This is a genomic window from Streptomyces sp. NPDC001634, assembly GCF_040298185.1.
In the GTDB taxonomy this organism is placed as follows: Bacteria; Actinomycetota; Actinomycetes; order Streptomycetales; family Streptomycetaceae; genus Streptomyces.
This window is the reverse complement of record NZ_JBEOZU010000019.1, coordinates 89,281-108,963: the sequence shown is the minus strand read 5'-3', so window position 1 is coordinate 108,963 and position 19,683 is coordinate 89,281. Positions and strand designations below refer to the sequence as shown.

Here is a 19,683-nt window from a genome sequence, read left to right as displayed (position 1 = left end):
CCGGCTCACCGCCTCACGCCGGGCTCCGCATACACGGCTCACCGCGAAGGCTCAGTGCCCGCTGACGGCGAGTTCGTAGTCGCCGACGAGGTCACCGAGGAGCGTTCCGGCGGTCAGGTCGCCGACGACATGGCCGGCCATGTAGAGGCGGGAGTAGAGGACTTCGTCCTGCATCCACTCGTAGTCCGGGGCTCGGTGCGGAGACAGGGCGCCGAGGAAGGTGACCGCGGTGGCGGCGCGGGTGGCGTGGCGGGAGGGGTAGGAGTAGGGGCCCTTGGCTCCGGCGGCGATGTGCTTGTCGGGGCGCAGGGTCGGGTCGAGGACGTACGGGGCGGGCTGCTTGTCCCTGGCGGCGACCTGGTCGCTGATCGTCTTGGCCAGCTTCAGGGCGGACTTGAGTGTGGCCTTCTCGGTCTTGCCGCGCTGCGCGGGGATCAGTTCGCTCCGGTCGTGGAGGTAGAGCTGCCACACATCCTTCTTGCCGTGCAGCTCCAGCCAGTTGGCGGCCTTCTTCCCGGCAGCCGTACGGGTCCTCGCGAGCTGCTGCACCTCACGAAGCTCGACGTTGCGCTCCTCGGCCGTTGGCGGTGCGGGCACCTGCTGGGCTGCCCACGCCGCGAATGCCTTGTCGTCACGGGTGGTGCCATGCGCGGCGGTCCACTTCGCGAAGAGGGCGTCGGCCTTCTTGCGCTGTGCGGCGGCCAGCTTCCCGATCGGGGCGATCTCGGCGTCGGTGAAGAGTGCAGGCGGTGGGCTTTGCTTGATGCGGTCGGTCGCCGAGAGTTTCAGTCCGGGGACACCGGCAGCGGCCAACTGCGGTCGCAGCAGGCCGAAGGAGGCGGCGGCCACGGCGATCAGCGCGATGACGGCGTACGGCCATTTGATGCCGCGCAGGGCGTTCATGCGGCGGGGATCCTTTCGAGGAGCGGTGCGGGCTTCGCCTCGGTGGTGAAGTGGGTGCGGGCGAGGCGGCGTACGTCGTTGTCGGGCAGTCCGGGGGTGAGCAAGGCCTGGCCGACGACGTACTTGCTGAGCGACACGGGCCGGGCGCCGAGGCGCAGCAGCAGCCGGTCGGCGAGGGCCGGCCGGGCGCCGCCCTTGGTCTCGACGAGGACGTGTCCGGGGTCGAGAGCGGCGGTGCGGCCGCCGTGATGGCAGGTGAGAAGGCCGTCGAAGGTGACGCGGCTGCCACGGTCCAGGTCGGCGAGGGCCGCGCGGACGTAGCGAATCTCCGCGGCGGGGGTCAGCATCGCGGCGGTGACGGGGATGTCCGCCCGCCGCAGTACCTCGTCGATGAACTCGGCTGCGGAGTGGTCCAGTTGGCCGTAGGCGTGGGTGGGGGACTTGAGGGCGTGTTTGACGGTGGCGCCCCGACCGTCCTTCGTCTTCACCTCCACCCGGCACAGTCCGTCCTCCGCGTACAGGCGGGTGCGGACCTTCCAGCGGCGGCGGCGTCGCTGTACGTGGGCGCGCCACGCGCCGAGCTGCTCGGTGTCGAAGTAGGTGCTGAGGTAGCTCGTCGTACGGCGCCCGGCCAGGTCGAGGACGTGGTGGCTGTCGGCGAGCCGGTCGACGAGGAGACGTGCACGGTCGACGGGCAGCAGGTACTTGCGGTCGATGCGGTGCTGGAGCGCGGCTGCCGCGTCCACCTCGGCGAGCGTGGCGCCGCGCAGCGCGCGGAGGCCGAGACCGGCCGCCAGGGGGGAGGCCGGTGTCACGCGGCGGTCACCTGCTCGCGCGGCTCGGCTTCCTGAACGGGGGTGAGCTCGTCCGGCACGGCGGGGTAGCGGGCCAGGACCCGGGTGGTCTCGCGGACGTAGTCGACCTCGTCGACCACCACCGACAGCGGAGCCTGCCCGAAGCGGAACGTGACGTCCTGGGCGATCACGGAGGGGTCGTCGTAGACCCGGTCCAGGGTCAGCTTCACCGTGCGGGTCGGCGGCTGGTAGGCGCGGGGATCGTCGACCATCAGGACGGCCACCAGTACGACCGCGTTGAGGGCGATGACGAGCCAGCTGTCGCGGTGCGGAAGTCCGGTGCACAGCGCTATGACCAGGGTCACGAACGTGTAGGCGACGTCGCGCAGGGTGAAGGCCGCACTCCGCAGGCGGACCAGGGAGAGGATGCCGAACAGGCCGAAGCCGACCCCGGCGGGGAACTTGCCCGCGCTGATCGCGCTCATCGCCGCGAACAGGCCGATGTTCAGCGCGACCAGGACCAGCGGCATCGCCGGTGCGCTGGGACGCCGCCGGTAGAGCCACCCGACCAGGATCAGCAGGGCGACGACATCGAGGCCGCCACGCGTGGTGAGGTCGGTGGGTGCGATGTGGGCGGTGATGCCCTTGGCGGCGAGCATCAGTGCGTCCATGACTGTCCCTTCCGTCCCGGCACGTCGGACGGCGGACCGGTCGCGGCCCGCGGTGCGCCGCGACGTGAAGGACGGTAGGGATGTCACATGAACAGACCATGAAGCCTTGTCGGCGCCCGGACCCGGCATCGCGGGCGGTTAGCCTGACCGGCATGCACTACCTGGTCGTCGATGACGAGACCCGCCTCACCGACCTCGTCGTCCGCTACCTCACCGAGTCCGGACACACCGCCGACGGCCGCTACGACGGCCCCTCCGGCCTTGCCGCCGCCCGTGATCCCCGGCTGGACGGGGTCGTCCTGGACGTGATGCTGCCCGGCATGGACGGTGTCGAGGTGTGCCGGACGCTGCGCGGCGAGGGCATCGACGTCCCGGTGATCCTGCTCACCGCGCGCGGCGCGATCAGCGAACGGGTCGCCGGGCTGGACGCGGGCGCCGACGACTACGTGGTCAAGCCCTTCGCCATGGAGGAGCTGCTGGCCCGGCTGCGCGCGATATCCCGGCGCCGCCCCGACTGCTCCGGCCGCCTCCAGGTCGGCGATCTCGTCCTCGACCCGGAGCGGCAGCGGGCCTGGCGGGCGGACACCGAACTCGACCTTTCCCGGCGGGAGTTCGAGGTGCTGCGGGTGCTGATGGAGAACGCCGGCCGCGTCGTGACCCGGCTGCAGCTGCTCGAGGAGATCTGGGACGGCGAGACCGACCTGCGCAGCAACGCCATCGACGTCCACGTCTCCAAGGTGCGCGCCAAGGCCGACCGCGCCTTCGACCGTACGACGATCACGACCCTGCGCGGACGCGGCTACCGCCTGGAGAACGCCCCGTGACCCTGCTGGGGCGGCTGCACACCTGGTTCGGGCGGCTGCCCGTCGTCACACGCCTCGTGCTGGCCGTCGCCGTCACCATGTCCCTCGTGCTGACCGGAGCGGCCGGGCTGGTCTACTGGCGGGTCCAGACCGCCCTCGACCAGCAGCTCCACGACGACCTGGCCACGTACCAGCACAGCCTCGACCGGGCTGTGCACGCGGGCACCGCCCTGCCGCCGGAGCCCTTCGGCAGCCTCTATCAGATCCTCGACCCGCAGGGCCGCGTCCTCGGCTCCAGTGCCACCGTGGGCCGTAGGCCGCTGCTCGCTCCCGCGGAACTCGACTCGGTCGCGCACGGCCACGCGGTGCGGCGCGACATCGGCTCCCTGCTGCCGATCACTCCGGACACGTTGCGCCTCCAGGCGGAGCGTGTCACGGCCGGCGGAAAGATCCGCATCGTCGTCGCCGCCGTCCGGCGCGGCCACCGCGACGAGGCCCTGCGCGAACTCCTCGCCCAGCTCGGTCTCGCCTCCGGCCTGACCCTGATCGCCGCCTCCTTCGTCGGCTACCGCACCGCCCGGGCCGCCCTGCGTCCCGTCGAGCGGTACCGCAGCGGAGCGGCCACGCTCGCCGACGGTGCCCAGAACCTGCGCCTGGATGTGCCGGCCGACCGCGACGACGAGATCACCCGCCTCGGCCACACCCTCAACCGCATGCTCGACCGGCTGGAGGCGTCCGCCGTGCGCGAGCGCCGGTTCGTCGCGGACGCCAGCCATGAACTGCGCACCCCGCTGTCACTGTTGCGCGCCGAGGTCGACGTCGCGCTGCACCGCCCCCGCTCGGCCGGGGAACTCACCGAGACCCTGCGCTCCGTGGACGCCGAGGTCCAGCGACTGATCGATCTCTCCAACGCGCTGTTGGCCCTGGAGGAACTCGGCAGCACCGACCACATCACCCGGGCACCCGTGCGACTCGCCGACCTCGTCGACACCGCCGTGGCCCCGCAACGGCTCACTACCGAACGGGCCGGGCGCGGCCTGACCGTCGACGCGGCCGACACGACCGTCGACGTCGACGCGCGGTGGCTGCGGCCCGCCATCGGCAACCTCGTGGACAACGCCCTTCGGCACGGGCAGGGGACCGTTCATCTCACGGCCACCGTCCACGGCAGCAGCCTGCGGCTGCGCGTCAGCGACGAGGGGCCGGGCTTCCCGCCGGAGTTCCTGCCCCGGGCGTTCGACCGGTTCGCACGCGCCGAGGCCAGCCGCACCGGCGAGGGATCCGGCCTGGGGCTCGCCTTCGTGCAGGCAGTGGCCACCGCCCACAGCGGCACCGCGCACGCCGAGAACACCGGGCACGGAGCCGCCGTCACCCTCGAACTGCCCTGCTGAGCCGCTTGCCCCGGACGCGAACTGCCGCGACGTACGGTGGAGGCATGGTCACGCCCCTCCCGGGCCCGCTGGCTCACCTGGCGCCGTTGCTCAGCCACTACGGCTACTGGGCCGTCGGCGCCCTGGTCTTCGTCGAGGACTTCGGGGTCCCCGCCCCGGGCGAGACCATCCTGATCGCAGCGGGCGTCTACGCCGGTGCCGGGCGGCTGAACATCGTGGCCGTGGCGGCGCTCGCTTTCGCCGCGGCGGTGGCCGGGGACAACATCGGCTATCTGATCGGCCGGTCCGGCGGACGCGCCTTCGTCCACCGCTGGGGCCGCTACGTCTTCCTGACCCCGAAGCGCCTCCACACGGCCGAGGAGTTCTTCACCCGCAACGGCGGCAAGGTCGTCACCGCCGCCCGCTTCATCGAGGGACTGCGCCAGGCCAACGGCATCATCGCCGGCACCTCCGGCATGCCCTGGCGACGCTTCCTCGCGTTCAACGCGCTCGGGGCGGCCCTGTGGGTCGGCCTGTGGGCGACTCTGGCCTATCTCACCGGCACCCACATCACCGCCATCTACGACGAGGTCACCCGCTACCAGCTCTACGTGCTCATCGCCCTGGGAGTCGCGGCCGCAGCCTTCCTCGCCCGCCACCTGTTGCGCCACAGGCACCAGCGCCGAAACGGGCCACCGCTCACCCCTCAACCCCCGCCACCGGCTCGGCCGACGCCGAACGACGGTGGACGAACGCAACCACCGCACCCGCCCCGGTGAACCGGGCGACAACAAGCGCGGCCCAGCCGACGACCGCCGAACACGACGAGATCACCCGCCACCAGGCCCACCCGCACATCGCCCTTGGCGACGCGGCCCCAGCGCCTTCCTCGCCCGCCACCTGCTGCGCCACAGGCACCAGCACCGAAACGGGCCACCACTCACCCCTCAACCCCCGCCACCGGCTCGGCCGACGCCGAACGACGGCGGACGAACGCAACCACCGCACCCGCCCCGGTGAGAACCCCGAGCGCCGCGAAGCCATAGCTGAGCGTTGCGAACGAGGCGACGGCGGCGACGAGCAACGGGCCACCCGCATCGCCGAGTTCACGGCCGAGTTCGGCGGCGCCCATCGTCTGGCCCAGGCGTTCCTCAGGGGTCGACGAGGCCAGGGCGGCGAAGCCCAGCGGGGTGATCAGACCGGTGCCGACGCCGATCAGTGCGGCACCCAGCAGGACACCGGTGAGGCCGGGCAGCATGGCACAGGCCAGGCCGGCCGAGGTGACCGACAATCCCGCGGCGAGACCGGAGCGGGTCGTCAGGCGTCCCTCGTCCAGGGCACGCCCGGCGCGCGGCTGCACGACGGCGGCACATGCGGCGAGCACCGACACCGCGGCACCGGTGGCCACCGTGCCCAGCCCGGCGGCGCGGCCGGAGACAGGCAGGAAGCCCACACCGACCGAGAGGGCGGCGGTCGCCGCGGCCAGTGCGGAGGTCGGGGCGAGGAAGGCCGGGTCGGCGAGCCGCCGGGCCAGGTCCAGCACCGTCTGCCGGGCCTTCGGCAGCGGCGGTACGACGGGAACGGCGAGCGCGGCCCAGACGGCGACCGCCACGCCGAGGACGGCCAGCACCGCGAACAGCAGTCGCAGTCCACCGGCCCACACCAGCACACCACCCAGCAGCGGGCCGAGCGTATAGCCGATGCTCTTGTAGAAGCCGTAACTGCCGAAAGCGCGGCCGCGCCTGGCCGCCGGGTTGAGACGGGCCACCAGCGCGGACGCAGAGGGCGAGAAAGCGGAGGCCGCGGCGCCCTGGCCGAGGCGGGCCGCCCACAGCCAGCCGGGGCTGTCCGCCACGACGTACAGCGCGGACGCGATCGCGAACGCCGCGAGACCGCCGAGCAGCACGGGGCGCGCGCCGATCCGGTCGGCGAGGGTGCCGAAGACCGGCTTGAGGACCACCTCGGCACCGTCGTACAGGGCGAGCAGTCCGCCCAGGACCAGCAGGGAGGTGACCGCGTCGTCGGAGAGGCCGCCGAGGTTGGCGGCGATGCCGTGCGCGCCGAAGGCCGTGGTGAACCCTGCCGCGTACAGCGGCCACATCTGCCGGGCCGAAGCCGCCGGAGTCGTGCCGCTCATCGGCCGGTCTCCGGTACCTCGTGGAGGGCTGCGAAGACGCGCTCCGCGTAGTCCTCGCATGCCGCGGCGCATTCCTTGAGCCGCTTGCCCGCCTCGGCCGCCTCCGGCGCGCCGAACACATCGCGGGCCGTCAGGTCACGGTGCCAGCGCCGCAGCCGCTCCAGCGACTGCTCCTCCTCTTCCAGTTCGGCCAGGGTGAACTTGGCGATACGGATCTCCTTGGCCAGCTCCGCCTCGAACTTGCCGCAGTCGGCGAGGAACTCCTTCCAGTCCTCGGAGCGGGCGGCGGTGAACAGTGCCTGGAAGCGAGCGGCGTCCTCGGGACCGCGCCCCGAGGCATTGAGGGTGACGGCCTGCCCCCCGGCCTGCTCGGTCAGTGCGATCGCGCGGGCGACGCCGGCCGCGAAGACGGGCACGTCCGGTACGGCCCACACGCCCTGGCCGAGGGAGAGAGCGCCGATCCTGCGCAGCTCACGCCAGACCGCAACCCGGTGCCGGGACGGCTCCGCAGGAACCTTGATCACGAGGACGAGCCAACGACCCGCCGATTCCATGTTCGCCACACCATCGAATGTAGCAAGCGTTACATCCATGGTGGTGCACCATGGCGGATCAGGCCTTCAGCACCCCGGTGGACAAGAGGCCCAGCAGCCCCGCACCGACGACGATCCGGTAGATGACGAAGGCGTTGAAGGAGTGCTTGGCGACGAACTTCAGCAGCCAGGCGATGGAGGCGTACGCGACCACGAACGAGACGGCCGTGCCGACGGCCAGCGGAACGGCACCGACGCCTGCACCGACGGCGTCCTTCAGCTCGTACAGCCCGGCACCGGTCAGCGCGGGAATGCCGAGGAAGAACGACAGGCGCGTGGCGGCCACCCGGTCCAGGTCCAGGATGAGCGCGGTGGACATGGTGGCGCCGGAGCGGGAGAACCCGGGAAAGAGCAGGGCGAGGATCTGCGAACTGCCGACCAGCATCGCGTCCTTGAGGCTGGTGTCGCCCTCACCGCGCTTGTGCCGACCCATCTGGTCGGCCGCCCACATCGCCCCGGACCCGACGATCAGCGAACCGGCCACCACCCACAGCGACCCGAGCGGCCCCTCGACGAGCTTCTTGGCGGCAAGACCGACGACCACGATCGGGATGGTGGCGTAGATGACCCACCAGGCGAACTTGTAGTCGTGGTCGTGCCGCATCTCGCGGTTGCGCAGGCCACGACCCCAGGCGGAGACGATCCGCACGATGTCCTTGAAGAAGTACAGCAGCACGGCGGCGATGGCACCGACCTGGATGACGGCGGTGAAGCCGACCACGGAGGTGTCGTCGACCGGGATGCTCATCAATCCTTCGGTGATCTTCAGATGGCCGGTGGAGGAGACGGGCAGGAACTCGGTCACCCCCTCGACGACTCCCAGGACGACGGCCTGGCCGATACTGATAGCGCTCATGGGCGATCCAATGGCACACTCGGGGACGAAGGAGCTTTTACGCGGGCGTAAAAGTTCTACGCGACTGTAGAAGATAACCGGGAGAACGACAAACCCCATGGCAGCCGAGACACAGGGGCGAGGTTCCAGGCGGGCGAACGGAGCCCGCGAGACACAGATCCTCGACCTGCTCCAGCGAGCGGAGGCCGCACTGACCCCCGGTGAGGTGACCGAGCGACTCGGCGACGGGCTGACCTACAGCAGCGTCGTCACGATCCTCACCCGTATGCACACCAAGGGACTCCTCACCCGCACCGCGCGCGGCAGGGCGTACGCCTACGCCCCCGTCACCGACGACGCCGGCTTCGCCGCTCGCCGTATGCGCACCGTCCTGGATGAGCGCCCCGACCGCGAGGCCGTCCTCGCCCGCTTCGCCGACCAGCTGTCCGACACGGACGCCGACCTGCTGCGCCAGCTGCTCGGCCCCGAGCCGGACGCCGACCGATAAGAAGGGCCGGCCGGATGCGCATCGCCGTCTATGTGCCGCTGCTGCTGTCGCTCGTCGCCCCGCTCGGCGCGCGGCCGTTGTCCGAGCGCTGCGAACCCCGCCTGGCCACCTGGCTGCTCACTGCCTCGGCCCTTGTCCTCGGCACGGCGAGCACGATCTCCCTGGGCATGCTGGCCGTCACCGGCCTGATCCGCATCCCGCAGCTCGCCGACCTCGGCCACTGGTCGGCGCGGTCCGCGCAGAGCGACGACCCTGCCCAGCTCTCCATCGCCCTGGTCGCCGGACTTCTGCTCGGCGGCGCAGTACTCACCGCCGCCCGCATGCTCTGGCGCCGCGCCCGCACCCTGGCCGCGGCCGCGGTGGACGCCGCGTGCATGCCCGCGCGTGACGGCCTGGTCGTCGTGGAGGACGAGGCCCCCGATGCGTACGCGCTGCCCGGACTGCCCGGCCGCGTCGTCGTCTCCACCGGCATGCTGCACACCCTGCACGAGTCCGAACACGACATCCTGCTCGCCCACGAACGCGCCCATCTGACCGGCCACCACTACGCGTTCGTCGCCCTCGCCCAGCTCGGCGCCGCGGCCGATCCGCTGCTGCGCCCGCTCGCCGACGCCGTCACCTACACCATCGAACGCTGGGCCGACGAGAACGCGGCCACCGCCACCGGCGACCGGAAGCGGGTCGCCCGCACCGTCGGCAAGGCGGCCCTCGCCGCCCACCGCACACCCGCCCTCGCCCGCGTCACGGGTGCCGCCCTCGGCTTCCTCGGCCGCCGCGGCCCACTGGCCAAAGCAGGCCCGGTCCCCCGACGCGTCGCCGCCCTCCTCGCCCCACCCGTGGGACGCCAACCGGCCCTCACCGCCGCGACCGCAACGGTCCTGGCCGCAGCGACCCTGGCCACCGCCGAGGCCGCCCACGACCTGCACGTCCTGCTGGCGACCGTCGGCGCCTGGTAGCCACCGTGCGGGGACCGCCGTCGACACCGTCGGCAACGAGTCCGCCGCGGCCACCGACGAGTCCGCCGCGGCCACCACAGAGCCCGGTGAGTACGCCGGCAACATCGCCTCGGCGTTCCGCCCCGACACCGGCCTGTACCCGCCGCAGCAGCCCACCGGGCTCAAGGGCGCGTCGTTCGGTGACAACGCCGATCTGGACTGGGCCGACAACCCGTCCGTCGCTTGATGACCGCGGCGGTCAGCGAATGACCTTCGACCAGCGCTTGGCCTCCCGGTAGGCCTGAAAGACCCGCTTGTCGGTGTTTCCGAAGCGGGTGGCGCAGTCCTCGGCCAACTGGTCGTAGAGCAAGGCGGCACCGCGGGGGTCACCCGACTCCCCGGTGAGCCTGGCGTGTTCCGAGCGGGCGTCGAGGATCTCCGGGTCCATGGCGCGCGGGCCCGAGCGGTGCTCCCGGATCAGTCGCTCGAGCCGCTGGATCTCCGCGACATGCCTGCGGTCGACGTGCGGTTCACCCTCGCCCTGCGGGACCGCTTCCAGCTCCCGAATCTGCCGTACGACGGCTCGGGCATCAGGCGGACGGGCCCCGGGGGTCTTCTCCAGCAGACGGCGGACGAGCTCCTCGATGGCGACGGGAACACCGGGCCGGGAATCGGCCAGCGGCCTCGGGGCGCGTGTGCAGTGCGCATTGGTGATCGCCTCGAGTGTGACGCACTGGGCGAACGGCGTGGCGCCGGTGAGCATCTCGTACAGCACGCAGCCGAGCGCGTAAAGGTCCGTGGCCGGTGTGACGCGCTCACCCCGGAACTGCTCCGGCGACATGTACTGCAGGGTCCCGCGCACCTTGTACGAGGCTGTGGCATCGGTGAAGCGTGCGATGCCGAAATCCACGATCTTCACCCCATCAGCGCCGTCGAGCAGCACATTGGCGGGCTTGATGTCCTGGTGGGCGACCCCTTGGCCATGGATGTCGGTCAGCCCTTTGCAGATCTCCTGGGTCCAGCGCACGGTCTGCTCAAGGGTGAGGTGCCGACCACGTCCCACATGGGCCGAGAGCGGTTCACCGGCGACGAGTTCCATGACGATGAAAGGCATGTCACCGTGCCGGTTGATGTCGAAGACGCGGACGACCCGGCTGGAGTAACGCAGGTTGGCCAGGATCCGGGCCTCCCTGAAGGCCCTTTCGCGGTCCGCGTGGGAGCACTTGTCGAACAGCTTCAGCGCCACGGACACGTTGAGGTCGAGGTCACGCCCCTGCCAGACCGACCCCTGGCCGCCGCTGCCGATCAGGCTGACCAGTTCGAAGCGTTCATTGAGGATCTGGCCCGCTTCCATGCTCACCCTGTCATCGGATTCAAGGCGCGCAACTCCGCCAGCCGCGCGGCGTTGGCGTCCCACTCGGCGAGGAACCGTTCCCACTCCTGAAGCACGTCGGGAATCTGCTGCCGGGCCCGCAGCAGCCGGCGCTCTCCCTCCACCTGGCAGGTCCGGCGCTGCGCCGGGACCCTCCTGAGGTCGAACAGGCCCCAGACGCAGGCGCCGAGGCCCAGCAGGGCGAACAGCACCGCCGAACCTCCGTCGAAGAGGAACGGCGCAGCCACCGCGGCCACCAGGCCCGCGGCGTTCGCGCCGATCAGCCTGGGCAGGGAGTGACGAATGGCCTCCGCCCGCCTCTCGGTCCGGGCGGTGATCTCCTTGGACAGGGCCTCCTCGATGGCGCTCGCGTCAACACGCCGCGCCCGGTCGGTGGGGAGGGAAACCGCGCAGTCCTCGATCCGCACGGTGATCGTCGGCTTCCGGGAGTGCACCGAGCCCTCGGTCATCGCCTCCGCCGTGAGCTGGAGCCTGGACCAGACGAGGCTGAGGGCGAGCCGGCGCGCCCGGTGACCGAGACTGACCAGGCTGGGCTTGAAGACGGCGTTGTCGAGCAGGGTGGCGAAGTCCATGACCTCGGCGTCCACCTGCTGCCTCCGCTCATGCTCCTCCCTGGCCCGGGCTTCGTCGGCGTCATGGCCGATGAACGTCTTCAGCCACTCCTCCTGGGTGAGCATCCTCGCCTCATCGGGCTCAGGGTGGTCGATGAGACGTTCGAGCGCACGGTCGATGTGCTGGGTCGGCGTGGAGCGCTCCTCTCCCTCCACCACCGTGAACTCCCTCTGGAGATGGGCGAGGACGCACCCCGCCACCGTGGCCTGCTCCCAGCCCGCCCGCAGGGCCGCCCAGTCGGACGCTTTCACGACCCGGACCAGGTGGGGGTATCCCCCCTCAGGAAGCGGTCTGACGAGTGCGCGCAGCCGCGGCTCCCAACGGCCCAGGCTCGCCCGCACCGCCTCGGGTTCCGCGGTGGCCTCCGCACCCCAGCGGTCCATGGCCTGCCGGGCGAAGCTCCATGCACGGTCGCCGAGTTCCCTGCTGGCCACCGCGTCCAGGACGACGAAGAAGTCCCGGCCGAGCCGCTGAGGGTCGAGCTTGGTCAAGTACATGTCCATCCAGGTCCCGGCCGCGACATGGTCCTTCACCCGTGCGGCGGCGAGCGCGAAGAAGAGGCGGGCCTTGGCGGGGCTGAGCGACACCGCCTGTATCTCGGCCGCGTCGCTCCAGACGTCGTCCTTCACATAACCGGCGGCCACGGCACGCAGGGCGTGGGACAACCAGAAGCCCGGGTCGAACGCCGCCTGCTGCTCGACGACGAGCGCCAGGTGCTGCGTCCGGGACACACCGCGCTCGGGCAGTTCGGGGCTCAGTTCGTGTACCAGGCCGCGCGCCAGGGCGCGGATCTCCTCCCGTTTGCCGAACCGCCTGTCCCAGGAGCGCTGCAACTGCAGGAGGTCGAACTGCGCCTTGACCACCTCGTGCCGGCGCTCCTGCTGCGTTCTGTAGGCGGCGAACTCGCCGACATGCCTGTCCAGTTGCGCGCCTATCCGGGTGGTCTCCGTGCGGACGTCACCGAGGTTGCTCTCCAGACCGTCCGTCCTGCGGTCGAGTGCGTCGAGCCGGGAGCCGAGTTTGCCGTAGCGGTCGCGCAACTCCACTTCGAACTTGTCGTGCCGGTCCTGCTGGGCGGTGCGCCATCGTTCGAACCGCTCGCCGAGATCCCGGAATCCGCTCTCCAGCTCCGGCTGGTCCTCCATGCCCGTCCCCCGTGACACTCCGCGCCCGTCCCTCCGGTACCTTCCGGCATGGCACGAAGGCGCGCAAGAGCGCACCCCGCCCGGGAAATGACTCCTCAGGACCGTGCCGCCGGTACCCGGGCCTGCGGGCTGCGGCGGGTGTCGCTGCCCGGGACCGGGGCGGAAGGGTCGTCGCCGAGGGAGATGATGCGGTTGGCGGCGTCCACGTGGACCACGCTCGGGATGAGGGCACGGGCCTCGGCGTCGTCGGCCAGCGTGTAGCTGATGAGGATGACCGTGTCGCCCGGCTGGACGAGGTGGGCGGCGGCGCCGTTGATGCCGATGACCCCGCTGCCGCGCTCGCCCTCGATGACGTACGTCTCCAGACGGGCGCCGTTGGTGACGTCGACGATGTGGACCTGTTCGCCGGGGAGGAGGTCGGCGGCGTCCATGAGGTCGGCGTCGACGGTGACGGAGCCGACGTAGTGCAGGTCGGCCTGGGTGACGGTGGCGCGGTGGATCTTGGACTTAAACATGGTGCGCATCGGGTGTGCTCCTTCGGAGACGGAGGGGACGGAGGGGACGGAGGGGATGAAGGCGACCAGGACGACGAAGGCGACGGTGCTCGGTCACGCCCAGCTCGGTGCCGAACGACGTGGTGCGGTAGGCATGCACGAGCCAGAGGCCCGGCACGGCGGCGCAGAGCGTCATGAGGACGATCAGGAATCCGTGGGCGCCGGCGGCCAGCAGCGGGCCGGCGAGCGCGGTGCCCATGGGCGTGGTGGCGTTCATGGCCGTGCGCATGAGGATGAGGGTGCGACCGCGCAGCGCGTCCGGGATACGGGCCAGACGCAGGGCCTGGGAAGAGACGGTCATCGGCGTCGACAGCAGGTTGCACAGCACCAGGCCGGTCAGCACGATCGGCAGCGACGGCACCAGCAGCAGGAGCAGCGAGCCCCCGGCGACCGCCTGGAGGACGCCGATGCGCAGCATCTGGCGGTCCGCGGGCGGCAGCATGCCGGTGATCAGCGAGCCCGCTAGGTTCGCCGCGCCGGAGACCGCGAGGATCAGACCGAGCAGGCCGGAGCCGCCGGAGAACCGGTCGTGCGCGAACCAGGGTTCCAGCACCAGCAGCATGCCCATCGCAAGGTTGAACAGGCCGAACCCCACGGTGATGGCGAGCAGCACCCCGTCGCCGCGCAGCAGTGAGACGACCGGCCGCCAGCCGCCGGACGGCGCCGTTTCGGCGGGGGCCGCCGCACGGCGGTACGGCAGCCGCAGGGCGAGGGCGGCCAGCGCGAGCGCCGCATAGCTCGCCGCGTCCACCAGCAGCACCGCGTGAGCGCCGGTCAGCGGGATGAGCGCGCCGCCGACGACGGGGCCGAGGATCCGGCCCACGCCGAGCGACACCGACTCCAGGGCGGCGGCCCGCGTCAGCTGCCGCGGCGGCACCAGGTCGGGCAGCATCGCCGGTACCGCACCCAGTGGCACGATCTTGAGCAGGCCGTACACCGCCGCCACGACATACAGGTGCCACAGCCGTACGGGGCCCAGGGCGGCGGCCGCCGGGACGCTCGCGACGGCCAGCCCGCGCAGCACACAGTCGGCGACCAGCACCCGGCGCCGGTCGAACCGGTCGAGCAGTGGTCCGACGAGGGCCCCGCCGCCGATCACCGGCGCCGTGTAGCACAGGCCGAGGAACCCGAGCGCGGCCGCGTCGCCGTGCACGATCGCCATCCAGGACAGGGCGGTCCAGGTGGCCCCGTCGCCGAGATTGCTCAGCAGGGTGCCGGACCACAGCCGGCGGTAGTCCCGCAGCCGCAGCGGGGCCAGGGCGTCCGTCATGCCACGGCCTCGCACTCCAGCCGGAAGCGGGCGGCGGCCTTCGCGATCGAGCTCTCCACCTGGGCGGTGCCCGAGCCGCGGAACCGGAAGCGGGCGCCCACGTGCTCGTATCCGCCGACCTCGGGCACGACCGTGCCCCGGGGCGGCACGACCTGCGCGTAGGGTCCGTCGTCGCGCGGATCGAGCGGCTGGGCGGCCACCACCCGGCAGGGCGCCGGCACCGGGGTCCTGACGAGCAGCCAGCCGCCGGTGCGCCAGGACTCAGGCGCGGTCAGTGCGGGCTTCCGGCCCAGCTGGACGTCGACCGCGGCCGTCATCAGGTCGATTCCGTGCACCTCGCGCCACACGAACGGGATCTCGGCACCGCCGACCCGGTACCCGGCCTCCAGGAACCGCAGCTCCGGCCGCCCGTCGGCGCCGCGGGCGACGAAGACCTCCAGGTGGAAGACCCAGGGCCGGTCGCTGAGCGCGCCCGCGATGGAGGCGGTGAACTCCCCGAGGGCAGCGACGAGTTCGGGGTCGTCCTCCTCCACCGAGCCGAGGACGCCGCCGGCGGCGAAGTCCGCGCAGGTGTTGACGTACCGGGAGGCGCGCCAGGGGCCGAGCCCGCTGCCGGTCCACAGCCCGTCGACGTGGTAGATCGCATCGCCGCAGAACTCCTGCACCAGCCGCGGCTCGTCGGGCAGCCCGTCCAGCGCGGACAGACCGGCCGGTGAGTCGATGATCAGCACTCCGCGGCTGGCGGTGCCGCGCCGTGGCTTGACCACCACCGGCCAGCCGTGCGCTGCCGCGAACCCGGCCACGGCGGTCGCGTCCGGGGCGTCGGCGAACGCGGGGGTGCGCACTCCGGCCGCCGCGACCGCCTCGCACATCACGAACTTGTCCCGGAACCGGGCCAGTTCGCCGGGCAGCTGGCCCGGGCAGCCGAGCCGGGCGCGCAGCTCGGCCGCGGTGTCGAGGTCGCCCTCGTTCAGCGCCACGACCCGGTCCACCGGGCCGAACAGCGCGGACAGTGCCGTCGCGGCGGCGTGTACCTGTTCGATGTCGTCGGTGGCGGTGACCTCGACGATCCCGGCGGCCGTCAGCGGCAGGGAGGGCCAGCCGAGGGGCGTGGTCACATAGGTCACACGGTGGTCGCGGTGGTCGATGTAGTTCTCGTAGAGGGCGTGCTGGTCGCGCCAGCGGTGCAGGACGAGGATGTGCGGGCGGTGGGCGGCGGCGCTCGGCGTGCCTTCGGCAGTGCGTGGTGTGTCCTTTGTGTGCTCGGTCATGACTGGGTCACTCCATCGGTCAGGCCATCGGTCTCGATGCGGATGCCTTCGGCCACCCGGGCGCAGCGGTCCACCGCCTCGTCGGCGTCACGGCCGGAGGAGATGACGTAACCGGCGCTCGCGTGGGCGAGGGTGAGCAGTTCGGGGACCCTCTCGCCGGGGTTGAGGGCGATCGCCGCACCGGTCTCGTGGTGGCTGAGTTCGTCGAAGAACGGCAGGTAGAGGTCATTGGTCACGCCCTCGGGGATGCGCCTGACGACGGCCGGCAGGTCCTCGTCGACGGTGACCGAGGTGACGGTGCCGGGGCGGGGCGTGAGGTAGCGCAGGGCGGCACCGCCCAGCGGGGCCGGGGAGGCGGCGGGCAACTCCTCGATGCCGAGGGGCACCGTCAGCAGCATGCGGGCCGGGTCCAGTCCGAAGGCCCGGCGTGCCAGTTCGGGGGCGCCGCAGCCGCCGAGGCGGGCATGGGACTCCAGGACGCGGGGGCCGTCGGCGGTGAGTACGAACTCGCTGTAGGAGGGGCCCTCGGTCAGACCGATGGCGTCCAGCAGCCGAACGGTCAGCTCGCGCAGCGCGTCCTCCTGGTCGGCGACGACCCGGCTCGGCGCGCTGACCTCCCACTCCACGAAGCGCTCGTTGATCCGGTACTCGGAGAACCCGATCACGACGTGCCGCCCACCGTGGGAGAAGGAGTCGGCGGCGACGACCGGACCCTCCAGGTACTCCTCGCCGAGCGCGGCCGAACCCCCGTCCTGCTCCACGGTCTTGAAGGCGAGGGCCGCCTCGTGGGCGCTGGACACCAGCAGGATGTGGCGGCTGGCCGCTCCGTCGACCGGCTTGATCACGGCACGGCCGGTGCCGAGCTCCTCGAAGAAGTCGGCCGCGTCCTGCGGGCTGTGCAGCAGTCGGTGGCGGACCGGGCTCAGGCCGTGCTCGGCCAGCCGCTCGCGCATCAGCCACTTGTCCTTCAGGACGCGGGCGGTCTCCTCGCCGACCCCGGGCAGGCCGAGAGCGGTGACCACATGGCCTACGGCGATACCGGCCGGCTCCGAGGTGGTCAGCACCCGGTCGAAGGGGCGCTCCTCGTGCAGGGGGCGCAGGGCGGCCAGGATCGCCGGGCCGTCGTTGATGGGGGCGTGCACGATGCGTTCGCAGTGCCGGGCGATGACGGGGTCGTAACGGCCCTCCTCGTGGACGAGCACGACGTCGATGCCCAGCTCGCGGGCACCGGCGATGGGTGCGGGACGGCCGCCGACCATGGCGATGCGGTACGGGAGTGTCATGGGATTCCTCGCTGTCGTGGGGAAGTTCGCGTACGCGGGGCGGTGCGGGAGTGCACGTGCTCGCACGCGCCGTGCCACCGGGCCGGCGTGCCGCTCCGCTGTGCGGCGTGCCGCTCCGCTGTGCGGCGTGCGGGCATGCGCCGTGCGGCTGTGCGTCGTGCGTCGTGCGTCGTGCGTCGAGCAGCCATGCGGCCGTGCGTGGTGCAGGCACACGCCCTGCTGGCGTGCGCCGTGCGTCGTGCGCGGTGCGGGCATACGCCCCGCTGGCGTGCGCCATGCGCCGCGCGTCGTGCTGCCGTGCGTCGTGCGGCCATCCGGCCGTGCGCGGTGCGTACATTCACCGTGCCGACGTCCGCCGCGCCGCCGTGCGCCGCGCCGGCATGCGCCATACGGCCATTCAGCCATGCACGGTGCGGACATACACCGTGCTGCCATGCGCGGTGTCGGCACACGCGTGTGGCCCCACGTGGTGGGCCGTGCACGGTGTGGCTGCGCAGGACGCGGCCATGCACGATGCAGGCGCGCACAATGCGGCCATACACGATGCAGCCATGCACAATGCGGCCGTCCGCAACGCTCAGGACAGGCGCAGGCCCTCGGCGATCAGGCGGGCGGTGATGTCATGGCCCAGGTCCGTGAAGTGTGCGCGGTCCACGAAGAGCCAGTCGCGCGGTCCGGCCGCCTCTGCGAGGAGCGGGTTGAGGTCGAGGAAGTCGACGCCGATCTTGTTGCAGGCGATCTGGAGCGCATCCGCGTACCGGCGGGCGGGCTCCATCGTGGCAATGTCGCCGTACAGCTCCCAGAAGTTGGAACGCCGGTCGAGCTCGTCGAACAGGAGCTTCTCCTCGGGGGCGGGCTCGTTCCGGACCCAGCCGGCCAGCGGCTGCAGCACGAAGGTGATCCGCGTGTCGGTCCCGTGCGCGAGCGCCTGCCAGTTCTCCAGGTGCCGGGCGGTCAGATCGACCGCGTAGTCGATGCGCTCCTCCAGCGGCCGTACCGGCTCCTCGTCGCGGGGCGCCTCCTTCTCCGGCCGGCCGAACAGGGACGTACGGCCGCGATGGCGGCGCCTGAGGCCCTCCATCTGCTCGAAGTACTCGCCGCAGTTGAAGAAGCCGCCGTGGTCGCCGCGCTGTTCCTCGGGCAGCCGGGCCAGGGCGAGGTTGTTCAGGCCCGAGAAGACGACGATGTCGCTGACCCGCGGCAGCAGATGGCGGTAGAGCGAGAAGAGCAGGAACTCCTGCGCGGAGTTGTAGCTGCGGCCCGCGAAGTTCAGCCACGGCTCGGCAGGGGCGTGGGTGCTCCACAGACGGGACGGCAGGCTCGCCGCGTCGCTGGTCGCGCCGATACCGAAAGCGGTCGAGCTGCCGGCGAACAGCCGGACGGGCGAGTCCGGCAGCTCGGCCACGGACGCCAGTTCGCCGCTGGGCCCGCACGAGTAGCGGAAGCCCAGTTCGTCGGTGTTGACCGTGTCCGAGCGGTAGTGGGCGCGGTGGAAGTACATCAGGTACGGAAGCCAGCGGGTGCGGCCCCGGTCGTCGAAGTCGTCGTACTGCAGCATCTGCGGGGTGAGCGACACCCGTTGCTCCGCCATGCGTTCCTCCCAGCTTGCCGGTCCGAAGCGGTTCGCCGGTGACTCTTCCGCCGTTGACGGCACGCCGGAACCCTCACAAATACGCGGCCGCACAGGCATGAAGTCACCCGCCGGCCGGCGCCCGCTGCAGAACCCTGCACGTGCACGCCTTTGACCCTTCCGGGGGTCCGGCGGCACCAGCAGAGTCGTCCTGGGCCCAGCCACCGACGAACGACGACTTCGAGGAAGGCCGGTATGACCAGGACCGCCGTGGTGACAGGAGCGAGCAGTGGAATCGGGGCCGCCGTGGCGCGGCGGCTGGCCAAGGAGGGGTACGACACCGTGCTCCTGGCCCGGCGCGGCGAGTTGCTCGACCGCGTCGCCGAGGGGACGGGCGGCCGGGCCGTCGTGCTGGACATCACCGACGCCGAGGCCGTACGGGCCTTCGCGGACTCGCTCGACGCCTGCGACGTGCTGGTGAACAACGCCGGCGGCGCACTCGGCGCGGACGCCGTGGCCGCGGGCTCGCCGGCGCATTGGCAGCAGATGTACTCCGTCAACGTGCTCGGCACACTGCACATCACCCAGGCGCTGCTGCCGCTGTTGAAGCAGAGCGGCGGCACGATCGTGAACATCACCTCCACGGCGGCCTACGTCAACTACGAGGGCGGCGGCGGATACAGCGCCGCGAAGCACGCCCAGCACGCGCTCACCGAGACGCTGCGGCTCGAACTGTGTGGGGAGCCGGTGCGCGTGGTGGAGGTCGCGCCCGGGATGGTGCACACCGAGGAGTTCGCGCTCAACCGCTTCCACGGAGACCGCGAGCGCGCTGCGGCCGTCTACGCGGGCGTCGACCGGCCGTTGACCGCCGAGGACGTCGCCGAGTGCGTGTCCTTCGCCGTGGAGCTGCCGCCGCACGTGAACGTCGACCGGCTCGTGGTCCGTCCGCTGGCCCAGGCGGCCCAGCACAAGACCCATCGCGGGCCGCTCTTCCAGAGCTGAGCTGAAACGTCTCTTCACGACCACACGGGAGAAC

Annotated in this window: 19 protein-coding genes; 6 read left to right on the top strand and 13 right to left on the bottom strand. The window is 71.7% G+C overall.

Annotated features, from left to right (window positions below):
- Positions 1–51: 51 nt before the first annotated feature.
- From ABT186_RS15170 to ABT186_RS15160, 3 genes are read right to left on the bottom strand one after another with little or no spacing between them, the layout of a single operon-like run.
- Positions 52–903, bottom strand: coding sequence for a phosphatase PAP2 family protein (locus ABT186_RS15170; protein ID WP_351222816.1), 852 nt, complete (start codon positions 901–903; stop codon positions 52–54).
- A complete protein-coding gene (locus ABT186_RS15165; RefSeq protein ID WP_351925343.1) occupies positions 900–1,718 on the bottom strand; it encodes a VTC domain-containing protein in 819 nt (272 codons plus the stop codon). Before ABT186_RS15165 ends, ABT186_RS15170 begins: the two co-directional genes overlap by 4 nt.
- Positions 1,715–2,368, bottom strand: coding sequence for a DUF4956 domain-containing protein (locus ABT186_RS15160; protein WP_351222812.1), 654 nt, complete (start codon positions 2,366–2,368; stop codon positions 1,715–1,717). Before ABT186_RS15160 ends, ABT186_RS15165 begins: the two co-directional genes overlap by 4 nt.
- Before the next feature lie 152 nt (positions 2,369–2,520).
- Here ABT186_RS15160 and ABT186_RS15155 point away from each other — a divergent pair, with 152 nt between their 5' ends.
- The 3 genes from ABT186_RS15155 to ABT186_RS15145 are packed head-to-tail and all read left to right on the top strand — an operon-like array spanning position 2,521 to position 5,320.
- Positions 2,521–3,192: a response regulator transcription factor gene (locus ABT186_RS15155; protein ID WP_351925341.1), complete on the top strand. Its 672-nt coding sequence runs from the start codon at positions 2,521–2,523 to the stop codon at positions 3,190–3,192.
- The gene (locus ABT186_RS15150) at positions 3,189–4,562 is read left to right on the top strand and encodes a sensor histidine kinase (protein WP_351222808.1); all 1,374 of its coding nucleotides are present in this window, start codon (positions 3,189–3,191) and stop codon (positions 4,560–4,562) included. Before ABT186_RS15155 ends, ABT186_RS15150 begins: the two co-directional genes overlap by 4 nt.
- Before the next feature lie 44 nt (positions 4,563–4,606).
- Positions 4,607–5,320 (top strand): DedA family protein, encoded by a 714-nt coding sequence (locus ABT186_RS15145; RefSeq protein WP_351222806.1) that lies wholly within the window; start codon positions 4,607–4,609, stop codon positions 5,318–5,320.
- 161 nt (positions 5,321–5,481) lie between these two features.
- Here the strand turns inward: ABT186_RS15145 and ABT186_RS15140 are convergent, their stop codons facing one another.
- Genes ABT186_RS15140 through ABT186_RS15130 form a run of 3 tightly spaced genes read right to left on the bottom strand, consistent with a single transcriptional unit; the run spans position 5,482 to position 8,127 of the window.
- Positions 5,482–6,642 (bottom strand): MFS transporter, encoded by a 1,161-nt coding sequence (locus tag ABT186_RS15140; protein ID WP_351925381.1) that lies wholly within the window; start codon positions 6,640–6,642, stop codon positions 5,482–5,484.
- Between the two features lie 32 nt (positions 6,643–6,674).
- Positions 6,675–7,232: a Chromate resistance protein ChrB gene (locus ABT186_RS15135; RefSeq protein ID WP_351222884.1), complete on the bottom strand. Its 558-nt coding sequence runs from the start codon at positions 7,230–7,232 to the stop codon at positions 6,675–6,677.
- 58 nt (positions 7,233–7,290) lie between these two features.
- Positions 7,291–8,127 carry an undecaprenyl-diphosphate phosphatase gene (locus ABT186_RS15130; RefSeq protein WP_351222804.1) on the bottom strand — a complete coding sequence of 279 codons (837 nt, stop codon included), beginning with the start codon at positions 8,125–8,127 and terminating at the stop codon, positions 7,291–7,293.
- A gap of 97 nt (positions 8,128–8,224) precedes the next feature.
- Between ABT186_RS15130 and ABT186_RS15125 the strand changes: the two genes are divergently transcribed.
- Together ABT186_RS15125 and ABT186_RS15120 are read left to right on the top strand one after the other, a co-directional pair.
- Positions 8,225–8,614 carry a BlaI/MecI/CopY family transcriptional regulator gene (locus ABT186_RS15125; RefSeq protein WP_351222802.1) on the top strand — a complete coding sequence of 130 codons (390 nt, stop codon included), beginning with the start codon at positions 8,225–8,227 and terminating at the stop codon, positions 8,612–8,614.
- A 14-nt stretch (positions 8,615–8,628) separates the two neighbouring features.
- A complete protein-coding gene (locus ABT186_RS15120) occupies positions 8,629–9,570 on the top strand; it encodes a M56 family metallopeptidase (RefSeq protein WP_351222800.1) in 942 nt (313 codons plus the stop codon).
- Positions 9,571–9,808: 238 nt separating this feature from the next.
- Here ABT186_RS15120 and ABT186_RS15115 read toward each other — a convergent pair whose 3' ends face one another.
- From ABT186_RS15115 to ABT186_RS15085, 7 genes are all read right to left on the bottom strand, one after another.
- A complete protein-coding gene (locus tag ABT186_RS15115; protein WP_351222882.1) occupies positions 9,809–10,903 on the bottom strand; it encodes a serine/threonine-protein kinase in 1,095 nt (364 codons plus the stop codon).
- A 2-nt stretch (positions 10,904–10,905) separates the two neighbouring features.
- Positions 10,906–12,699, bottom strand: coding sequence for a hypothetical protein (locus ABT186_RS15110; protein WP_351925339.1), 1,794 nt, complete (start codon positions 12,697–12,699; stop codon positions 10,906–10,908).
- 95 nt (positions 12,700–12,794) lie between these two features.
- The gene (gene panD, locus ABT186_RS15105; RefSeq protein WP_351925337.1) at positions 12,795–13,223 is read right to left on the bottom strand and encodes an aspartate 1-decarboxylase; all 429 of its coding nucleotides are present in this window, start codon (positions 13,221–13,223) and stop codon (positions 12,795–12,797) included.
- On the bottom strand, positions 13,207–14,523 hold the full coding sequence (locus ABT186_RS15100) for an MFS transporter (protein ID WP_351925335.1): 1,317 nt from the start codon (positions 14,521–14,523) through the stop codon (positions 13,207–13,209). Before ABT186_RS15100 ends, panD begins: the two co-directional genes overlap by 17 nt.
- Positions 14,520–15,794: an ATP-grasp domain-containing protein gene (locus tag ABT186_RS15095; RefSeq protein WP_351222792.1), complete on the bottom strand. Its 1,275-nt coding sequence runs from the start codon at positions 15,792–15,794 to the stop codon at positions 14,520–14,522. Before ABT186_RS15095 ends, ABT186_RS15100 begins: the two co-directional genes overlap by 4 nt.
- Positions 15,791–17,077: an ATP-grasp domain-containing protein gene (locus ABT186_RS15090; protein WP_351222790.1), complete on the bottom strand. Its 1,287-nt coding sequence runs from the start codon at positions 17,075–17,077 to the stop codon at positions 15,791–15,793. Before ABT186_RS15090 ends, ABT186_RS15095 begins: the two co-directional genes overlap by 4 nt.
- 577 nt (positions 17,078–17,654) lie before the next feature.
- Complete coding sequence (locus tag ABT186_RS15085; RefSeq protein ID WP_351925333.1) at positions 17,655–18,668, bottom strand: SGNH/GDSL hydrolase family protein; 1,014 nt, start codon at positions 18,666–18,668, stop codon at positions 17,655–17,657.
- Between the two features lie 234 nt (positions 18,669–18,902).
- Between ABT186_RS15085 and ABT186_RS15080 the strand changes: the two genes are divergently transcribed.
- On the top strand, positions 18,903–19,649 hold the full coding sequence (locus tag ABT186_RS15080) for an SDR family oxidoreductase (RefSeq protein WP_351222786.1): 747 nt from the start codon (positions 18,903–18,905) through the stop codon (positions 19,647–19,649).
- Positions 19,650–19,683 lie beyond the last annotated feature (34 nt).